Source organism: Treponema sp. OMZ 840 (assembly GCF_050937815.1).
Classification (GTDB): domain Bacteria; phylum Spirochaetota; class Spirochaetia; order Treponematales; family Treponemataceae; genus Treponema_C.
This window is the reverse complement of sequence record NZ_JACDIJ010000001.1, coordinates 272158-292061: the sequence shown is the minus strand read 5'-3', so window position 1 is coordinate 292061 and position 19904 is coordinate 272158. Positions and strand designations below refer to the sequence as shown.

The following is a 19904-nucleotide window of genomic DNA, read 5'->3' as shown; positions in this document are numbered from 1 at the left end:
TCTTAGTATGGCGCCACAATTTATTACAAAAATAAAGCAACTGTTTTCAAAAAATGATATAAACGATGATTTTTTCGACGATTTAGCCGATATGCTCGTTGAAGGCGATATAGGTGCAAAAACCGCCTTCGGACTTACCGAAGAATTGGAACAGCGCTGTAAAACATCTAAAATACGGGATTTGAGTGCTATCCGCAATCAGCTGGTCGAACTCCTTGCCGAATCGGCAAAATCAGTTGTTTTGGAACCCGATCCGGCTTTAATCAATATATACATGATTCTCGGTGTAAACGGCACGGGCAAAACAACCTCCGTTGCAAAGATGGCTGATTTTTATCAAAAAAAAGGATTTTCCAATTTGATTATGGCTGCATCCGATACCTTCCGTGCCGCCGCTATAGAGCAATTGTGTTTTCACGGCGAACAACTCGGTATACGGGTTGTATCCCACAAGCACGGCGGAGACCCCGCTGCCGTTGTTTTTGATGCGGCGGAAGCACTCGGTGCCAAGGGCGGCGGTTTGGTATTGGCGGATACGGCAGGACGTCTTCACAATAAAGAAAATCTTATACATGAGCTTCAAAAAATAGACCGGATTGCTTCGGCAAAAGCAAGTGCCGGTGCATACAAGAAAATTCTCGTATTAGACAGCACCACCGGGCAAAACGCTTTACGCCAAGCCGAAGTTTTTCATGATGCGATAGGTATTGATGCCGTTTTTTTAACCAAACACGATTCAAGTGCAAAGGGCGGTTCGGCCTTTTCGTTAGGGCGGGAGTTGGGAATTCCGATTGCTTTTATCGGTTCGGGTGAAACCTATGCGGATATTAAACTCTTCGATTCCAAACGCTATGCGTATGATTTTTTAGGCGATTGAATGTGAAATATTGTATTCGGTGTTTTTTTTTCTTTTGTGCATTTTTCGTTTTCAGCTATGCCGATAAAGCTGAGGAACAAACTTCCGGCTTTTTTATCGACGGCACCCTTTTTGAAAAAAAAGGAAGCGCTCTTTTCCCGAACGGAAGTTTGCGCCGCCATTTTGACGAATCCGAACGTTTTTTAATTGATAAAAACGGTATGCATACGCTTCGGTGTGCCGATAACATAATTGTACAAAAAAAACTCGATTCATCTTATCGATTAATAAAGAAAATAATATGGAAGCCGTCTGCGGCCGAACCCGTATTCGAAACCGATTATTTTTATACAAGCGATTCCCTTTTTCCCGAGCGGGCGGAAACAACCGACAGAGAAAATGCCGTTTTTATACGTGAATTTTACGGTGAAAAAAAACGCCTTTTAAAACGCGAAACATATGAAAGTACCGATAAAAAATTGATATGCTCTGAAACGATACGTTACGATATGCAAGATAGAATAGCGGAACAAACTGTCGTATATGCACAACCGGGTAAGCGCAGCGAAAAAACGGAGTACCGTTACGGAAAGGGAGGCGATAAAGCCGATATTTTATATTATAGAGGCGGTATCAAAATAAAGGAAAAAACATATACTTCGGATACAAGCTGGAAAGAAGTGCTTTATTTTCCCGATAATATAAAAATAGTTACCGTGTATAAAGACGAAACACCCGTTTGGGAAATCTTTTATAAAAACGATGAAAAAAAACGGGAGAGGGCGCTGTGAAAACTTCAAATATAAAACAAATGAATAAAACATCATGGGTTTTATTTATTTCGCGCCGCTTTGCCCGTATCGATACACGGGGTAAAAACGCTTTAACCGCTTTTTTGTTTTCATTGGGTATTGCATTCGGCGTGATGACCCTGATTGTCGTTATGGCCGTAATGAACGGTTTTCAAATGGGATACATAGAAAGTATTTTGGAAATCCATTCTTTTCATATACGCGCGGTTCCCGATAGCGATGTACAAAAAAAACGTTTGGAGGATATGGCCGAACATCCGCTTGTCCGCAGTATCATTCCCTTTATGGATGCCCAAGCGTTAACTGTAGGAAAAAACGGCCGTCAAGAGGCTGCTTTTATTCGCTTTGTTCCTCAAAACATAATGGAATTGGATAGGGGCTTTGCCCGTGAAATCGCCGTATACCGCGGAAACTTTGATCTCGGCGATAATCAAGCCGTCGTTGCATCTCAGTTAGCCTACAGTTTGGGGATAGCCCCCGGCGACAAGATAAGTTTATTAGCCATTTCGGGTTCTTCAGATGTTGATTTGTTATCTTCAAGCCGCGTGTTTACCGTGTCCGGGCTTTTTTCATCTTCGTATTCGGAAATCAACAACAGCTTTGTGTTTTTATCCCTCGATACGGGGCAAAAACTGCTCGGTTCGTCGGCCCAAACCCTGTACGGTATAAAATTGCACAAACCTGCCCATGACAATCGGTTAATTCACCTTATAAAACAAAAAGATCCGTATTTTGCGGTTGAATCGTGGCGCACTTACAACAAATCCTTTTTCGGCGCTTTAAAAGTTGAAAAAAACGTGTTGACGATGCTTGTTTTTATCATTTTTATTGTAGTCGGAGTAAATATCTTTAACGGAATGCGCCGTATTATTTTTGAACGCCGTGAAGAAATTTCGGTACTGTCGGCACTCGGCGCTCCGCCTTTTTATATTCAAGCGGTTTTTCTTATGCAAGGAATGCTTATCGGTTTAGGCGGTGCCGTACCCGGACTGCTCTTGGGTATGCTTATAAGCGTGCGTATGGATGCGGTGTTTTGGCTTATTTCAAAAACCGTATACGGCGTTCAATATATTTTTACCCTTTTGCTTAATCCGTCAAATCTTGTTTTTTTAACCGAAAATCCTATGTTTATGTTTTATGCCCGAATTCCTGCGCGTATGTTTTTTGTCGAAACTGCCGCTATAACGATATTCGGTATCTTATCGGCTTTAAGCGCTGCATATGCCGCAAGTCGAAATATACTGAAACTTTCAATAGCAGAGGTATTGCGTTATGAGTAACCGAGTTGAAAACGATACAAGTTTTATACAGATCGAAGGACTGAAAAAGATATATACCGGGGCAGGTGAAAAACTGACCGTGTTTTCCGATGTTCATATGAGGGTAAAACAGGGTACTAAAATCGTTATTTTAGGCGAAAGCGGCAGCGGAAAAAGCACATTGTTAAATATCATCGGCGCCTTGGATACCGCTTCTGCGGGCAGGGTTAGGGTAGGGCATTATGATATAACGGCTTTGGATGAATATACGGCTTCCGAATACCGCGCTTCGTTTTTAGGCCTTATATTTCAATTCCATTACCTTTTAAAAGATTTTACCGCTTTGGAAAACGTATTTTTACCCCTGTATATGAAAGGCATTTCAAAAAAAGAAGCCCGCATGCGTGCATCCGAGCTTCTTTGCGAAGTCGGTTTGGAAAAACGTATGCATCATTTACCGTCTCAGCTTTCCGGCGGCGAACGGCAAAGGGCCGCCGTTGCCCGTTCTCTTATTACCGATCCCGAGCTTATTTTAGCCGATGAACCGACCGGCAACTTGGATCCCGAAAACGCGCATTTAGTCGGCGATTTGCTTTTTTCCATGGTGGAAAAATACCACAAAACCCTTATTATGGTTACCCATGACGTATCGTTAACTTCGCGCGCCGACGAATGTTTGCGCATAAAACAGGGCAGGCTCGTATATGACTCTTAAAGCATCTTTTTTATATGCCTTGCGCATTATATTGCCGAATTATAAAAGCGTTTCAAACGGACGTAAAAGCCTTTTCGGTGCGGTATTCGGCATTGCCTTAAGTTTGGTTCCGCTTATTGTCGTATTGGTTGTAGCCGACGGTATGATAGAGGGTATTACCGAACGTATGATCGGACTTTCAAGCTATCACATGCAAGTTTTGTGTCCTGAAAGTTCTTTGAGCGGTTTTGATGAACAGGTAGGCGAACTTAACCGTATTGCCGAAAAACTTGAAAACCTAACGGGGGGAACGGCTTTTATCGAAAAGCAGGGAATGGCCCTAGCTGCGGGTAAAAAAGGCAGGACAGGGGCTGCAATACGTTCCGTTGACGGAGATATATTTATAAATAACGAAGCTTTTAAAACTTATATTGAAGTTTTGGAAGGTCAAGCGGCTTTTCCCGATGCCAAAAGCGCGGTTATCGGCCGTGCCCTTGCTGAAAAATTGGAATTGAAAGTCGGAGATACAATCCGCCTTATTACGGCAAACCTTTTGTCCGCTTCGGATATACGGCCTAAAATGCTGTCCTGTAAAATATCGGGTATCGTATCGTCGGGATACGAAGAAATAGACGCTTTATGGGTTTTTGTGCCGTTTAAAACCGGTTTTTCTTTTTTACCCGCATCTTCTTCGCGCCTTTGTATCGGAATTGAAACCGATTTTCCTTTTTCCGAACGTTTGGAAAAAGCTTACCGTTCGGCTGAAGACTTTTTGCCTGCCGGTTACCGCATAAAGCGGTGGAGCGATATGAATACCGCGCAATATGAAAATTATGCATCGACCAAAATGCTGTTAATTCTCATTATGTTTTTGATTTTACTTATCGCTTCGGTTAATATATCGTCGGCTCTTATTATGGTTGTAATGGAGCGTAAAAAAGAAATTGCAATACTTAAAAGTATCGGAGCGTCTTCTTCAGGCATAAGCACGGCTTTTTTAATTACCGGTATCATTTGCGGTATGGGCGGCGTTTGTTTGGGGCTTCCTCTCGGCTTGGTATGTGCCGTAAACTGTAATGAAATCATAGAATTTTCCGAAAAGGCTGTTAACCTTATTTTAAAAATATGGTATCGTATAACAGGGCAAACAATGTATTCGCCGGTTACTTTTTTGGATCCCGCGTATTACTTACAAACCATACCGGTACATATTTCATTTCGGGAGATGTTTTTTATAGCCTTGCAAACACTCGGTTTGTCGGCCTTGGTTTCCGTTTTTCCGGCTGTCCGTGCAGGAAAAGAAAAGCCCCTGCATATTCTCAGAAAAACCTGAGATATACGAGGTATATGATGATTTGTGATTTGTGCGGTCGGCGCGAAGCCGTAGTTTTTGTTCGACAAATAAGTACACTGGGAAAAAAAGAAGTTCATCTGTGTGAAGTGTGTGCAAAAGCGCAGGGTATAGACGCATCGACGCAAACGATTACTATGAATCTTGAAAATCTTATAAACGGTGTGCATACCGAAAAAAAAGTGTGTTCCGTTTGCGGACGCAGTATTTATGACATACGCAAAACGGGTCAAGCAGGCTGTCCCGAATGTTACGCAGCTTTTAAAGAGGAAATTCAAGGTATGCTCACTAAAAAAGGTATCGACTTACCTTATACCGGTTCGATGCCGAAAAAGCTTGCGTATTTTCGATCCATGCTTACCGATAGAATGGCGATACAAACAAAGCTTAAAGACTCTCTTGCACGTGAAGATTATGAAAAAGCTGCGATGTACCGTGATTTTTTAAAGGCACTTGAATCTCCGGCCGTAACGGGCGCGGACGAACATTAGGGAGAATTGCCGTATGAATGAAGCGGGTGCTTGGTACAGCGAAACCGGACCGGAAAATGATGTCGTTCTTTCCACCCGTATTCGCCTTGCACGAAATTTTGTCAATTTTCCCTTTCCTTCGTGTTTTAGCCGCGATGACGGGGAACGCATACAAAGTCTTGTTTTCGATGCTTTTTCGCGCCTCGAACATCCGGAACGGTATCAAGCGCTCAGTGTAAAAAAACTCGATTCGCTCGGTCAGCGTATTCTTTCGGAGCGCGGCGTTTTAAGTTCGGATCAAATAACGAACCCTGTTGCGGGAATTGTTGTGCGTACCGACGGAAAATTGATGTGTTCGGTTAATGATGAAGACCATTTACGAATTGCCTGTTTCGGCGCCGGCTTGAATGTCGATGAAGTATATCCTATTATAAAGGATATAGACATTTCGCTGCAAAATATCGTTCAGTTTGCCGCTTCGGTCGAATTCGGTTATTTGAGCGCGTCCGTAAATAATGTCGGTACGGGTATGAAGATTTCGGCCTTTGTACATTTGCCTTCTTTAACTTTTTTAAATCGGGAAACCAAGGAATTAAGCGCTTTGTTTTCGGATATTGAAAAAAAAAGCTTTACGGTTATGCCCTGTTTCGGTTATGCCCCGGATTATGAGAATTCTTTTTCGCCTGCTTTAGGCGCCTGCTATCAAATAAGCAGCGGAGCTTGCTTTACCGGAACTGAAGAAGAACAAATTGCGGCTTTAACGGAAACTTTACAAGCGGCTGCGGAATCGGAACGAATGTGCAGACATAAAATTGCCGATACTAAACCGACGGCTTTGCGCGATTTTGTATATAAGGCGCTCGCTTCGGTTAAGTACAGCCGCTTTTTAACCGAACGGGAATGTATCGATGCCCTTTTTCGCATAAAGTGGGGAAAAGATACGGGCATTTTAGCATGTATCGAAAACCCGGTTTTGTTTGCTTTAGTATATCGAACCCGGGAAGCTCATATCGAATTTGTAAACCGCAACGAACGCTTTAAATTCGAAAGCGATATCAATACGCCGGAATTACAGCATGCGCGATTACGTTCATTAATTATGCAGGAATCGCTTGAAAGCATACAAATATATGCTTAATTGATTGGAATGCAGGGGAGTGTTATATGATAAAAGGTCTTTCGCCGCGTGCGCACAAATTGCTCAATGTCTATGCCCAAGAAGAAGGAAAAAGATCGGGTGCCGACGAAATTTTACCCGAGCATGTATTGCTTGCGCTTATAAAAAGTTCTTCGGGGCTGGGTTTTGCCGTTTTGCAGTTTTTAAAAATCAACCTTTTAACCTTTCAGCTTGCTCTTGAGCAGGTTATTCCGCTTAAGTCCCCCGTTTCAGCTTTTTCCGACATAGCGCCTTCGCGCAGATTGCGTACGATGTTTGATATTGCCGCAGTCGAATCGCGTTCGTTGCGCCGCGATTATATAGGTACCGAACATCTTTTACTCGCCGCAATCCGTGAAGAGCAAAGTCTATGCGCTCTGTTTTTTAAAAAAGCGGGTATCGGTTTGGACAGTGTGCGCCGCGCCGTTGAAGCCGCTTCGGTACAAATACCCTCATCCGCTTATGATGCCAAAAATACCGGCACAAACATAAAACCGGTTAATTTCGGACAAAGTAAACAACTTCAGCAAACATCCCTGCTAAAAGAATTCAGCCGCGATTTAACCGACGCGGCAAAAAACGGCTGTTTGGATCCCGTCGTCGGGCGCAAAAATGAAATCCGTAGAGTAATTCAAATATTATCCCGCCGCGGAAAAAATAACCCCATACTTGTAGGCGAACCCGGCGTCGGCAAAACCGCTATTGTCGAGGGCTTGGCGGCCGCTATTGTCGAAGAAAAGGTTCCTGCCGGCCTTATAGGCAAGCGCCTTTTAACGCTTGATTTAGCCCTCGTCATTGCGGGGACAAAATATCGGGGCGAATTTGAAGAACGTCTTAAACGCATCATGAAAGAAATTCATGAAGCAAAAAACGTTATTTTATTTATTGACGAACTTCATACGATAATCGGTGCAGGCAGCGGCGAAGGAACGATGGATGCATCGAACATGATAAAACCTGCTTTATCACGCGGCGAACTTCAGTGTATAGGAGCTACGACTTTAAAAGAGTATAGAAAATACTTTGAAAAAGACGCCGCTTTGGAAAGACGTTTTCAAATTGTTCATATCCATGAACCTACCGAAGAGCAAACAACGGAAATATTGGAAGGTATTAAAAGCGGTTACGAAGAATTTCACGGGATACGATATGCCGACGGCGTAATAGAATCCATCGTTAAATTTTCCAAACGCTATATTGCCGACCGTTTTTTACCGGATAAAGCTATCGACTTACTTGATGAAACCGGCGCAATGAAAAAAATACAGGACGATTCCCGTCCGGCCGAACTTGCCGAAATTGAAAAGCGTATATATGCTTTGACCGAAGAAAAACAACTGATGGTACAAGATCAAGATTATGAGGGTGCAGCTAAAATTCGCGATCAAGTATATTCTTTGCGCACCGAACTTGAAACGCTGAGAAAGCAATGGCGTTCTTCTTCGGCACAAAATACCGTACAAATCGAAGATGTATGTTCCGTTGTAGCCGGTATGACCGGCATCCCGGTTGAACAGTTAAATGCTTCGGAAACGTCACGCTTAATGAATATGGAAGAAGAATTGCACCGTTTTGTTATCGGTCAAAATGAAGCGGTATGTGCCGTTTGTTCTGCCGTGCGCCGTGCGCGATCCGGCGTTTCTTCAGTAAAGCGCCCCTTAGGCTCCTTTATTTTTTTAGGTCCTACAGGTGTAGGTAAAACCTTATTGGCAAAAAGCCTTGCCCGCTTTTTGTTCGGTTCCGAGGATGCCCTTATACGCATCGACATGAGCGACTACATGGAAAAACATAATGCAAGCCGTCTTGTAGGGGCGCCGCCCGGTTATATCGGGTATGAAGACGGCGGTATTTTAACCGAAAAAATCCGAAAAAATCCGTATTCGATTGTCCTGCTAGACGAAATAGAAAAAGCTCATCCGGATGTATTTAATTTATTGTTACAAGTACTTGAAGAAGGCGAACTGAGCGACAACTCCGGACATAAAATCAATTTTAAAAATACCTTGATTATTATGACAAGCAATGCGGGTGTGCGCCGTATTTCCAATGAAAACCGTTTGGGCTTTAATGCTTCAAATAAGGCGATTATGGATTATGCGAATATTAAAGCCGACGCTTTAAATGAATTAAAACAAATATTAAGCCCCGAACTTTTAAATCGTATCGACGATACTGTGGTTTTTACCCCCTTAAGCGATAAGGAAGTGTCGGGCGTACTGGATATTCAAATTGAGGAACTGAAAGAACGTTTAGCCGAACAAAATATATATCTTGAACTTTTACCGAAAGCCCGTTCTTATTTTATCGAAAACGGTTACGAACCCGCATTCGGAGCGCGCCCTATGCGCCGTTTGATTCAGCATGAAGTGGAAGACGTTTTAGCTTCAAAAATTATTGCAGGCGAATGTACTGCCGGAGATACGCTGCTTATAGACTGCAAAAAAATAAAAAGCGGCACTGTTTTACATTTACGTATAAAAAAGGCAAAACTTGAGCTTACAGCTCCCGCTTTATCCATTGAAGCGCCGGAAAAAAACGCCGCACATACCCTGCAGTAAATGCGGCGCGGTTATGCACTTTTCTATATGAGCGTATTATCCGGAATAATCGCATTCTTTTTGATGACGATAATCCCGTCAGATACCAAATATTGCGCCGTTTCACCGTCCGGAACGGGACCTCGGCAGCCTATCGAGCAATTATTTCCGATACGGGCGTTTTTATCGATAATAGAGCGTTTTATATGCGTATTACAGCCTATGCCGATATTTGGTATACCCTTTGCAAGGTTTTCCTTTTTTTGACTTTCCGTTTCGTAAAAGTCGGCTCCCATACAGACAACGCCTTCCAAGCTGGAATTACGTTCTATAACGCTTCGTATACCTATAACCGAATCTATAATGCATGCTTCCGTTACTACGCAGCCCTCGCTTGCAATACAGCGCGTCATCTGGGCGTGATTTGTTTTTGAAGGCGGTAAATTGCGCGGTTTAGTAAAAATGGGTTTGTCTTCATCGTAAAAATTGAATTTCGGCGTAATTGCGGCAAGGTCGATAGTTGCATCGTAAAAACTTTTTATCGTACCGATATCTTCCCAATAGCCGTCGTAAATATACGAAAATACCTTGTATTTTTCTATAGCTTGCGGAATTACTTCTTTTCCGAAGTCGGTATAGTCGTTATCGAGTGCTTCTTCCAAAACTTCGGCGTTAAAAATATAAATACCCATGGAGGCAAGATAATCTTTACCTTGAGTTGCTCCGGGCGTCCTGCTTTCGTCGGGAATTATCCAATCGCTTATATCAAGGTCGGCAGCGGGTTTTTCCATAAAGGCGGTAATATTGCGTTCTTTATTTATCTTCATAATACCGAAGCCCGACGCATCGGCGCGGTTGACGGCCGTCGTTGCAATCGTTATTTGCGCATTGTGTTCCATGTGATATTCAAGATAGGCGTTTAAATCCATTTGATACAGTTGATCGCCGGAAAGAATGATGTAATGAGTCGGTTTTTGTGTTTGAAAGTGGATAAAGTTTTTTCGTACGGCATCCGCCGTTCCTTCATACCAGCCGGAATGTTCAAGGGTTTGTTCTGCAGCAAGAATTTCGACAAAGCCCTGCGAAAACCGGTCAAAATTATAGGCGGCTGTAATATGCATGTGAAGGGATGCCGAATTGAATTGGGTAAGCAGATAAATCTGTTTGAAGTTCGAGTTAATACAATTTGAAATCGGAATATCCACTATACGGTGCTTTCCTCCGAAGGGAACCGCCGGTTTTGAGCGTTCTTTTGTGAGCGGATATAAGCGTGTGCCTTTGCCGCCGCCGAGAATGATGGATAATACTTTTGGCATACATAAACTCCTTTTTTTTACTTTTCCGGTGCCTTTTGGAATTAAGCTAAAGCGGAATACGGTATTAAAACGTAAGCACCCTTACAGCCGGCACTGTGTTATTTGTATTGAGTACATTATACAATCGGTTTTAAAAAAACACAAATTCTTTTTTTTGCAAATGCTCATTTTTTTTACGACATTCTTTGCAGTATCGCCTCGGCGGCGGCACAAACGAGAATAATCAAAAAACCGGTGCGGGCCGCCTTATCATACTGTTTTAGGACGCAGGGTGAAAACAAAATATTCAGTTTTTGTACAGAAAAAACAAGACGGACGCATTTTCTATCCTCTGCGTCTTTTACGCTGCGTATTCGGGTAAAATATTTCGGCATAAAGATACGGACTGCGCCGATAAGCAGCGTCTGAAATCCTGTGTATACCTCCGCTGCCCGAAGAGAATAAAAGGCAATAACAATACCGATAACTGAAACAAGAATGCAGATTATGTAATTGTCTTTTAAGTCGAATTTTTTATCACGTACATCGATTTTGCGTGCTGCCGTTTTTGCACATTTAAAATACATAAGCGCGCTGAGCGCCGTTATAAAATGCGATTCGAGTAACAATAAAAAATAGATGCCTGCCGCAAAAACCGAAATATCCGCAATCACAGCTTTAATGCCTATGCTTTAATTTTCGCAGTGTAAAATAACACAGGCCGCATATAAAGTATATCAAGGCTGCCGCAAAAAAAACGCCGGGTGCTTTTATAAAAACCGAAAACATACCTCCTGCCGTAAAGCATAAAATGCTCAAAAGATAAAATAAACTCTTTTTTAAATCGTTTTTCTTTTTTTCGCTTCCGGCCGTACCGCAAAATGCGCTTCCCAAACACAGTGCCGCGTCCGTCAAATAACCGGTAAAGTGGGTGGTACGGATTAAAATTCCCTTATAAAAAATAAACATACCGTTTTGTATCCCCAAAATAAGGCACATAAAAACGGTACTTGGAATGTCGGCTGTATTAAAAACTCCGAGATACATGAATATAAGGGAAAAACTCATAAGGAGGATACCGTAGCGTTTTGAAAATTCAAAGTTTTTTTCATGAAAAAGCAAGCCCGAAATAAATGCGCCGGTAAAAAATGAAGCGGGCAAAGTCAATATATACAAGGCGGAACGGACATTTAATTGCGACAATTCGACGGCCGCGCGGGTTAGGTTACCTGTATGATGACTTAAAGCGCTTGCATACAGCAAAAAGCCCGTTCCGTTTAACAACCCCGAAACAAAGGTAAGTGCGGCTGTCCATATTAAAATAAAAACGTTGCTTGTTTTCATACAGCGATACTAATACGATATTGCGATAAAAACAAGCCGTTTTAATAAAATACGGACAGTTCGGAACAATTTTAAAAAGCGGAAGCGTTAAATTGCTTGTAACGAAGGGCTGTATGTGATATGCTTGTGTTATGACGGTAAATTCATACGATTTTGCTTTTGCACGTAAAAAAGAGTTAAAAAGAAAAATTCTGCTTATTGTGTGCATTTTTTTGTTGACGATGATTTGTTTGCAATTAATTTTCCATTTTTTTTTATCTCCCGTCCTTATTTTATCGTCCTCAATGAAGCCCGGCCTTGTAAAAAATGCAGCTCTTTTTATACTGCCCCTTGCTCCCGATAGGCCCGATTTTTTCAGTACGGAAAATCTGAACCGCGGCGATATTGTCAGGGTTGAAGCGCCGGAAAAAAATCAATTGAATTTTTTTGAAAAGGTGCTTGAAGTTTCGGTTGCAATGCTGACTTTTCAGCGGGTACATCCGTTTACGGTTTTGCCTTCGGGCTGTCCGCCTACGGCCTTGTTCCGTTTGATCGGACTTCCGGGCGATATCCTCTATATCGATGATTATGTCGTTTATATAAAAAAAGCCGGAACTTCTCATTTTTTAACGGAATTTGAACTTTCTTCGGCCGATTATAATATTCTCATAGATAATTTTCCCGCTATGTGGGATAGGGCTATGGGGGCACCGGGAAAAATGCCGCCGATTACATTGGGAAAAGACGAGTATTTTGTACTCTGCGATAACCGTATTTCCGCCTTTGATTCGCGTTTGTTCGGTCCGGTAAGGGCATCCGAAATAAGCGGAAAAGCGCTTTTTCAATACTATCCGTTTACCGACATAAAAAAACTGTATTGATGTATTTATACGTCCATATTCCTTTTTGTAAATCAAAGTGTTCGTACTGCGATTTTTTTTCCGTACCGCTTGCCGCCCGTTCCCGTATTCCCGACTCCTATATGGATGCCCTGCTTAATGAAGCGGCATACCGCAAATATCTGCACGGTATAAGCGAATGGTCGAGTATTTATGTGGGAGGAGGTACTCCGGGGCTTTTGTCTCCCGTACAGCTGAAGCGTCTTTTAGAAGGCTTGTACAAACTCTGTCCGCCTAAAGCGGAAGCCGAAATTACCCTTGAAGTCAACTGCGCCGACATTGCCGAAAAAGGCCCGGACGGTGTTTGTTCCTATCTTGAAAAAGCTTCCGAAGCGGGCATAAACCGCATTTCAGCCGGCATTCAAACCTTTAACGATGATGTTTTGCGCCTTATGGGGCGGCGCTCCTCCCCTGAGCAAATCAAAGGTGCCCTCGAAAATTTACAACAATGGCGCAAAAACGGACAAAAAACTTCTCGGTCCCTTGCCGGTACGTCACCGGATTTCCGAAGCGGGGCTTCCTTAGCGTCTTTAGGGAGGCGCTTTTCCTGCGATCTTATTGCGGGGCTTCCCCGGTTAAGCACCGATGATTTTTGTTCAGGTCTACGTGAATTGCTGAGTTATGAACCCGACCATATATCCCTTTACAGCCTTATGATAGAAACGGGAACACCTCTTGAAAAGCAAATATCCGACGGCCTTATTGCCCGGGATGAAGATACCGCCGACGAGCAGTGGCTTTTGGGGCGCGGCATACTCGAAAAAGCGGGTTACATCCAATATGAAGTGTCCAATTTTGCCAAAAAGGGTTTTGAAAGCGTCCATAACCGCGCCTACTGGCGTATGGAAGACTATATCGGCTTAGGTGCCGCGGCCGTCGGAACAGTCGGTTCCGTCCGCTATACGGGCACGCACGACATTAAAGCATACACGGACTTTTGGACGGGCTTAAAAAACGGTACAAGTGCGGCCGCCTTCCTGCCCCCCGCCTTCCGGGCGGCCGTCTCCGGGCAGGCTGCACAAAGCTTTGTTATCCCCGAATCGGTCAGTGCGCTCGAACACATAAGTCAAGATGAGGCAATAACCGAATTTTTGATGATGGGCTTCCGTATGCTTGAGGGCGTAAACGATGCCGAATTCAAAAAACGCTTCGGTCGTGAGCTTACGGATTTTATAGAACCCGTTTTTACCTGCTGGCAAAAACGGGCTTTAGCCGAAACCGACGGCAAAGCCTACCGTCTTACAAAAGAAGGCCTCTTGTTCTTAAACGAATTTCTTGTGCAAATCGCGGCTATACGGTGAACGTTTTTTATCGGTTTTAAAAAGTTACAAATTTGTAATCCAATATTTTTTGGAGTTTGGCAATTGTTTTCAAAGTCGGATTTGCTTTTTTGGGATTTTCCAACTGTTGATATTGTTGATAAGATATATTCAGCTTATCGGCAATTTCATTTTGTGTTTTTTTCCCGCGATTTTTTCGCAGCATAAGGGAAAAGGCTATATTGGGTTCAACTTCTACAGGATATTCGGATATAAAAGAGGGGAGCGGAATATGTATGCCCCGTGTTATTTCACTTTCCAAAACACCGTTTAAAGCTTCTCCTGCCATTTCTATTGCTTTTTCCTTTGTTTCTCCGAAAGTGAATACATTCGGTAAATCGGGAAATTCTACATAATATACATTGTCCTCTTTTTTTAATGTGCAATAATATGTCATAATTTCTCCTGTATATCTGCCGATTTGAATATTTTTTTTACCGTTCCTATCGGAATATCTTTATTTCCATGCACGGGTACGGGAATTGTTTTATTATCTTTTACAAAAATATAATGCGAACACTTGGTTCTGTCCAATGTCCACCCGTATTTTTTTAAGATTTTTACGATTTCCTTACCGGTCATAATAAAACAATACAATGTATAGCTTGTATTGTCAATGATTTTTTACTCATATAAATCGTTGAGCTTGTGAACATTTGATTTATATAAACTCAAGGGGAACGGCGAGGACGCTTATTTTATTTTTTGTAACCGCTGCAACCTGACTGCAGTTGCAGATAATTGTTCCCTGACCTATGCGCACGTTTTTAAGTCTGTTCATAATGAAAAAATTCTTTGCATCTTCGGTATTCGGAGTTGCCGTTTTTTTTATTTCAACAGGGTAAATTGTGTTATTGCGTTCGATAAGCACATCTATTTCGATTTTATCTTTATCGCGGTAAAAATACAGCGGAGCTTCTTCTCCGTTGTTGGCAAAAGATTTTATAATTTCAGCGATAACATAGGTTTCAAAAAAGGAACCCGCCATTGCGCCGGTTTGCATAACTTCAGGATTTGTCCAGCGCGTTAAATAGGCTGCAAGTCCGGTATCGATAAAATACATTTTCGGAGTTTTAACAACCCGTTTTTCGACATTCGACGAATAGGGCTTCAATAAATACACAAGACCGGAGGTAACCAAAAGAGAAAGCCATTTTTTTGCGGTAACTTCGCTTATGCCGCACTCCCGCGCCATATCGCCGTAATTGACCAGTTGACTTGTACGGGAGGCCGCAACCGTGATAAATTGCAAAAACTGCATTTCATCGGCAACCTGTGTCAGTTTTTTAATATCACGTTCAATATAGGTTTTAAGATAGTTTGCATAAAAATCGGCGGGCGCAACTTTTCCCTTAATGACTTCAGGATAACCTCCGGCATAAATAGCCTGCCATGTTTTATGAATTGAAAATGTATAAGCCGAAAAAGCCTTGCTTCTTTCAAGAAAATATTTTTTTGTAGGAATAAAGCTGTCCGAAAATATGTCCTGCCTGATTTCACGGGCGGAAAGGGGATAGAGCTGCACAATGCCTATTCTTCCCGAAAGACTTTCCGTTGCCGTTTCCATAAGCTTAAATTGCTGACTGCCGGTAAGGTAATACATTCCGTTACGGCGGTTTTTATCGATTTCAATTTTCAAGTAGCGGAACAAATGCGGGACATATTGAATCTCATCAAATATAACGGGATGAGGATGAAATGCCAAAAATGATTTAGGATCGTTTGTTGCGGACAGTTCTTCCGTCGGGTCGTCAAAGGTAAGATAGGGAACGGCTTGGGCATCCGTAATTTTTGTTAAGAGGGTTGTTTTTCCCGTTTGCCTGGCTCCCGTTAGCAGCACGGCCGGATATGAAGAGGCGAGTCTTTGTATTGTTTTGTCCGCATGACGCTGTAAAAATGCGTTTTTTCTTGTCCTTAGTTTCATGGGATAATCCAAACTCCTATTTAATATTATCCCATACATTCAAAATAGTCAATAGACGGAAGAATACACGGCCGCGGTTACCCTGCATTAGGTTATTCGTATAAGTTATTCATATAAATCGTTGAGTTTTCGGTAGAGTCTGTTAAGCCGTCCTTTATCCGCTTCGCTCATAGAATCGGGCGCTTCGTCTATAAGCACCTCCAAACTTGAAAGGCTTGCATTGAGTGCCGTAGTAAAGCTTTTCGATACTTTAAGCCAATAGGTTCCCCTGCCGTCGGTACACAGGCCGATAAAACCGATTTCTTTTCCGCCCTTTTTTACGGGGGCCGTGCGAAGGATAACCGGCAGGGCGTTAAACAGTTTTTCCGCTTCTTCTGCAAACGACAGGTTCAGCGTGCGCTCCCATTCGCTCTCGGTGAGCGGCCGTAAATCCGTTTCTTTTACGACCCGCAGGGCAAGGCTTAATCGCTCCCCGGTTAAGAGGGCGTGCTTTCCGTATTCGACTTTTACGCGCAGTTTTCCCGCCTGTGCAAGCCGTCCCGGATCTTCGTCGGCTTGGGCGGCTTTTTGTAAAAGAGAGTAGGGCATAATAAGGTGCTTTTTACCCTTGATTTTTTCGACGGCAAAGACTATGCCGCCTATGATGACGTTTTCCGCGTTTACATTTTCAACGTTTGCCCTTGCAATATGTGCGCTGTCGGATAATCGTTCTTTTTTGCAAAGCCTGCCCTGTTTGCCGCCCGTTTCTTTTTTGTTGCGCCCGAGGTTTTCTCTTGCCGCCCTTTCATCGCCGCCGGCCCCGGCTTTGTTTTTAATGCCGGATCGGGTACTTTTCCCCGTCATTGCCGCAAGGCGCTCTGCCATCCCCTCGTCGAGGCGCGATAACACCGCCCTTGTAAGCGGAGAAACCGACATGGCGAACATGCGCGATGTGCGCACAATTTCTCCTGCAACAATATAGAGGGGGTCGGAGCGGAACATGCAGGAGCCCGGATGTATTTGAATGTGTTCGGCGGTTAAACTTTGATAGCTTTCTTTTTTTTCGCGTATGCACACAAACTGAATCATACCTGCGGCTATACAGGTTAAATAATCGTCCGGGTGGCCGCCGCCTACAACGGGAAGGCCTAAAGAGCCGACTATTTGTTCCAGCTGTTCTTTTATATTGACTATTTCGGCCATAACGCGCTCGTCAAGATAACTTTTTTGACAAAAGCGCGATTTGTTTTTTGCTTCGCCGTACCGTTTGAATATGTTTACATAGGATAAAAAATCGCCCCTCATATCTCGGAACTCGTGATGGGCGCGCCGGGCATCGCTTTCTTCGCCGGGCGGAAGTATAAAGGGCGAGTGCGCCGACAAAAAGGCGGCGGCGATAAGCACTTCTTCTATCACATCGGGATAACGTAAAATCGCTTCGACGATAATGCGGCTTTGGCGCGGCATAAGGGGAAAGGCCGCCATAAGCTCTCCGATTTTGGAAAGACTGTTGTCCTTTTCCAAGGCGCCGAGCATATTAAGCGTTTCCACACCGCCTATGAGCCCTTCACGGCCGGGCGGCGAAATAAATTCAAACTGCTCAAAGTCGCGTATGCCGAGTTCCGCCATGCGGAGCACCACTTCGCATAAGTCGGTACGGTATATTTCTTCCATTGTGTAGAGGCTGCGGTTTTCAAAATCCTTTCGCGGATAGAGGCGGTAACATACGCCGCTGTGGGTACGCCCGGCGCGCCCCTTACGCTGATTGCACGACGCTTTCGACACGAGGGTTTCGGTCAAGCTTGAGGTAAAACTGCGCGGATTGTAATAGTTCAGTTTTGCCAAGCCGCTGTCTATAACGGTTGTAATGCCGGGAATGGTTACGCTTGTTTCGGCGATGTTTGTCGAAACGATAACCTTTTTGCGGCCGAAAGGAGGATTTATAAAAACGCGTTCCTGCTCTTCTTTGGCAAGCCGTCCGTACAGCGGAATAAGAAAAATGCGCCGCGAAAAAGGTGCGCGGCCGAGACGACGGATACAGTCTTTGATGATTTTTTCGCCGGGTAAAAAGCATAAAATTCCGCCATCGTATTTACTGTCCAACACGCGGCTTATCGTATCTTCGATTTTTGCCAAAAGGGCTTCCGAGGCACTTAAAGAAGCCGTACTTGCAGGAATTGCAGGCGGATCGTAGACGATTGTAACGGGGTAGGTGATTGTATTGATTGTTACAATCGGGCAATCGTTAAAATAGGCGGAAAAAGCTTCGGCGTTCATTGTTGCCGACGATACAATCACTTTAAAATCGGGCCGCTCTTTTAAAACGCGCTTTAAAAGGCCGAGTACAAAGTCTATGTTTAAACTGCGCTCGTGAGCTTCGTCCACCATAATAACCGAATAGCGCGACAGCATGGGGTCTAGCTTCATTTCCTGAAGCAAAATGCCGTCGGTCATAATTTTTATTTTAGTTGAAAAATCCGTTTTGTCTTCAAAGCGCATTTTATAACCGACTGTTCCCGGATAGGTGCAGCCCAGCTGTTTTGAGATAAACTCGCTTACCGACAGGGCGGCAATACGGCGCGGCTGAGTTACGGCAATCATTCCCGCATCGGCAAAACCCGCCTCATAGAGGATTACGGGCAGTTGCGTTGTTTTTCCCGAACCGGTGGGGCTTTGTACGACTATTGCCTGATTTTTTTTAATCGCATCGAGGATAAGTTCTTTTTGTTCGTAAACGGGCAAGGCCCGGTAATCTATCGGCATGTAGTAATTTCCCGTATGTTTTTCATCAATTCCAAACGCTTTTTATAATATGCGGCCAATCTTTTATCCTGCTGCGCTATCAGGTTCTCATTCAACCGCCTTATAACAAAATTATACCCCTTATCGACATGAGTTACAATAATATGCGGTTTTATATCGGCGAATTGAATAGCGCTTTTTTGAGAATCGGTGTTTTGTTTTACATCGACTTGCAAAAGAATTCCCGTTCCGGTGTATTCGTAGGGATGGGAAGGATTATCGAAGTTAAAACGCGGCAACTGGCCGGAAATCGTATTTCCCATACCGTACATAATGAGTTTTTCCGTTTTTCGGCTTATGCCGTCTTCCGTTACCTTGCAGCTTACCCGTTCCCACGGCTTTGAAACATGGGCATGGTTCGCCCAAATAATATCGACGCCCAAATCTAAAAGCGAATAAAAATATTCGCGTCTCTTTTGCGTCACTTCTAATACATATTCGGGATCGGCCGAATGAATGCTTAAAATAAACAAGTCGCAGGGGTTTTCTTTTTGTATTCGTATCAGTTCGCTTTTTAATGTGCGTTTTCCCTTTTCGGTAAAGGGATAAAAGTCGAATAAATCGGTATGGCGCTCAATATTTACGATTTCCGTAACGGCGGCAAAAAGGATTTTCCATCCCTGCGTTTCAATCAATTCGTATGTGAGCTCTTCGCTTTCCGGTTTTTTAATCCCCGCACTGTAGACTCCTTGTGAACGCGCTTCGGCAAAAAAAGCGGCGCTTCCGCGTATGCCGGCTTTTCCCTGATCGTTTGTGTGATTGTTTGCGAGCGAAAATACATTAAAACCCGCATCGATGGCGGCTTGGGCGTATTCGCCGTGAATATTAAAGTTGGGAAAATTTTGGTAGGGAAGTTCATCGCAAATCGGCGTTTCCAAATTGCCTAATGCCAAATCACAAGCCGACAAAAGATTTTGTACATCCCGATAGATAAGGTTAAAATCCTTCATACGGTAATTTACCGAGTGAGCCATAATATCGCCTGCAAAACAAAGGCGAAGGGGCTGCTGTTTAGGCGGGTGTTTAAATCTTATCACATTTTGTATGTTTTGCGTATGATTTTGTGCCGCTTTTTCGTTCTTTTTCGGAACGGACGTACACGAAAGTATTAAAAATAAAAACAAAACGGACAAAGCCTGCGAAAGTTTGGCCATACCCCCAGAGTATACATTGACAGCGATTTTTTTTCAATGTACAATACAAAGATAACTATGTTAAGGAGAAAATA

Annotated in this window: 18 protein-coding genes; 10 read left to right on the top strand and 8 right to left on the bottom strand. The window is 43.4% G+C overall.

Going from position 1 to position 19904, the window contains the following annotated elements:
* Positions 1 to 7: 7 nt before the first annotated feature.
* The 8 genes from ftsY to H0R92_RS01400 are packed head-to-tail and all read left to right on the top strand — an operon-like array spanning position 8 to position 9156.
* Positions 8 to 877, top strand: a complete 870-nt coding sequence (gene ftsY / locus H0R92_RS01435) for a signal recognition particle-docking protein FtsY (RefSeq protein WP_432960425.1) — start codon at positions 8 to 10, stop codon at positions 875 to 877.
* A 2-nt stretch (positions 878 to 879) separates the two neighbouring features.
* On the top strand, positions 880 to 1647 hold the full coding sequence (locus H0R92_RS01430; RefSeq protein WP_432960423.1) for a hypothetical protein: 768 nt from the start codon (positions 880 to 882) through the stop codon (positions 1645 to 1647).
* Positions 1644 to 2948, top strand: coding sequence for an ABC transporter permease (locus H0R92_RS01425; protein ID WP_432960420.1), 1305 nt, complete (start codon positions 1644 to 1646; stop codon positions 2946 to 2948). Before H0R92_RS01430 ends, H0R92_RS01425 begins: the two co-directional genes overlap by 4 nt.
* A complete protein-coding gene (locus tag H0R92_RS01420; protein WP_432960418.1) occupies positions 2941 to 3642 on the top strand; it encodes an ABC transporter ATP-binding protein in 702 nt (233 codons plus the stop codon). The genes H0R92_RS01425 and H0R92_RS01420 overlap by 8 nt, the downstream gene beginning before the upstream one ends.
* On the top strand, positions 3632 to 4954 hold the full coding sequence (locus H0R92_RS01415) for an ABC transporter permease (protein ID WP_432960415.1): 1323 nt from the start codon (positions 3632 to 3634) through the stop codon (positions 4952 to 4954). The genes H0R92_RS01420 and H0R92_RS01415 overlap by 11 nt, the downstream gene beginning before the upstream one ends.
* Before the next feature lie 14 nt (positions 4955 to 4968).
* Entirely contained in the window at positions 4969 to 5463 is a 495-nt protein-coding gene (locus tag H0R92_RS01410; protein WP_432960413.1) for a DNA helicase UvrBC, read from the top strand.
* Positions 5464 to 5476: 13 nt separating this feature from the next.
* Positions 5477 to 6580 carry a hypothetical protein gene (locus H0R92_RS01405; protein ID WP_432960411.1) on the top strand — a complete coding sequence of 368 codons (1104 nt, stop codon included), beginning with the start codon at positions 5477 to 5479 and terminating at the stop codon, positions 6578 to 6580.
* A 26-nt stretch (positions 6581 to 6606) separates the two neighbouring features.
* Positions 6607 to 9156 (top strand): ATP-dependent Clp protease ATP-binding subunit, encoded by a 2550-nt coding sequence (locus H0R92_RS01400; protein WP_432960408.1) that lies wholly within the window; start codon positions 6607 to 6609, stop codon positions 9154 to 9156.
* Positions 9157 to 9179: 23 nt separating this feature from the next.
* Here the strand turns inward: H0R92_RS01400 and H0R92_RS01395 are convergent, their stop codons facing one another.
* The 3 genes from H0R92_RS01395 to H0R92_RS01385 form a co-directional block, all read right to left on the bottom strand.
* Positions 9180 to 10451: a glucose-1-phosphate adenylyltransferase gene (locus tag H0R92_RS01395; RefSeq protein ID WP_432960405.1), complete on the bottom strand. Its 1272-nt coding sequence runs from the start codon at positions 10449 to 10451 to the stop codon at positions 9180 to 9182.
* A 173-nt stretch (positions 10452 to 10624) separates the two neighbouring features.
* Positions 10625 to 11104: a hypothetical protein gene (locus H0R92_RS01390; RefSeq protein ID WP_432960403.1), complete on the bottom strand. Its 480-nt coding sequence runs from the start codon at positions 11102 to 11104 to the stop codon at positions 10625 to 10627.
* A gap of 4 nt (positions 11105 to 11108) precedes the next feature.
* Positions 11109 to 11774, bottom strand: a complete 666-nt coding sequence (locus tag H0R92_RS01385; RefSeq protein ID WP_432960401.1) for a YoaK family protein — start codon at positions 11772 to 11774, stop codon at positions 11109 to 11111.
* Between the two features lie 131 nt (positions 11775 to 11905).
* Here H0R92_RS01385 and lepB point away from each other — a divergent pair, with 131 nt between their 5' ends.
* Positions 11906 to 12634 carry a signal peptidase I gene (gene lepB / locus H0R92_RS01380; protein WP_432960399.1) on the top strand — a complete coding sequence of 243 codons (729 nt, stop codon included), beginning with the start codon at positions 11906 to 11908 and terminating at the stop codon, positions 12632 to 12634.
* A complete protein-coding gene (locus H0R92_RS01375) occupies positions 12634 to 13953 on the top strand; it encodes a coproporphyrinogen-III oxidase family protein (protein WP_432960396.1) in 1320 nt (439 codons plus the stop codon). The genes lepB and H0R92_RS01375 overlap by 1 nt, the downstream gene beginning before the upstream one ends.
* A gap of 16 nt (positions 13954 to 13969) precedes the next feature.
* Here H0R92_RS01375 and H0R92_RS01370 read toward each other — a convergent pair whose 3' ends face one another.
* The 5 genes from H0R92_RS01370 to H0R92_RS01350 form a co-directional block, all read right to left on the bottom strand.
* Positions 13970 to 14368 (bottom strand): type II toxin-antitoxin system HicB family antitoxin, encoded by a 399-nt coding sequence (locus tag H0R92_RS01370; protein WP_432960394.1) that lies wholly within the window; start codon positions 14366 to 14368, stop codon positions 13970 to 13972.
* Positions 14365 to 14553 carry a type II toxin-antitoxin system HicA family toxin gene (locus H0R92_RS01365; protein WP_432960392.1) on the bottom strand — a complete coding sequence of 63 codons (189 nt, stop codon included), beginning with the start codon at positions 14551 to 14553 and terminating at the stop codon, positions 14365 to 14367. The genes H0R92_RS01370 and H0R92_RS01365 overlap by 4 nt, the downstream gene beginning before the upstream one ends.
* Positions 14554 to 14632: 79 nt before the next feature.
* Positions 14633 to 15895, bottom strand: a complete 1263-nt coding sequence (locus H0R92_RS01360) for an ATP-binding protein (protein WP_432960389.1) — start codon at positions 15893 to 15895, stop codon at positions 14633 to 14635.
* Between the two features lie 105 nt (positions 15896 to 16000).
* Positions 16001 to 18637 carry an oligonucleotide/oligosaccharide-binding fold domain-containing protein gene (locus H0R92_RS01355; RefSeq protein ID WP_432960387.1) on the bottom strand — a complete coding sequence of 879 codons (2637 nt, stop codon included), beginning with the start codon at positions 18635 to 18637 and terminating at the stop codon, positions 16001 to 16003.
* Positions 18628 to 19830: a CapA family protein gene (locus H0R92_RS01350; RefSeq protein ID WP_432960385.1), complete on the bottom strand. Its 1203-nt coding sequence runs from the start codon at positions 19828 to 19830 to the stop codon at positions 18628 to 18630. Before H0R92_RS01350 ends, H0R92_RS01355 begins: the two co-directional genes overlap by 10 nt.
* Between the last annotated feature and the right edge of the window lie 74 nt (positions 19831 to 19904).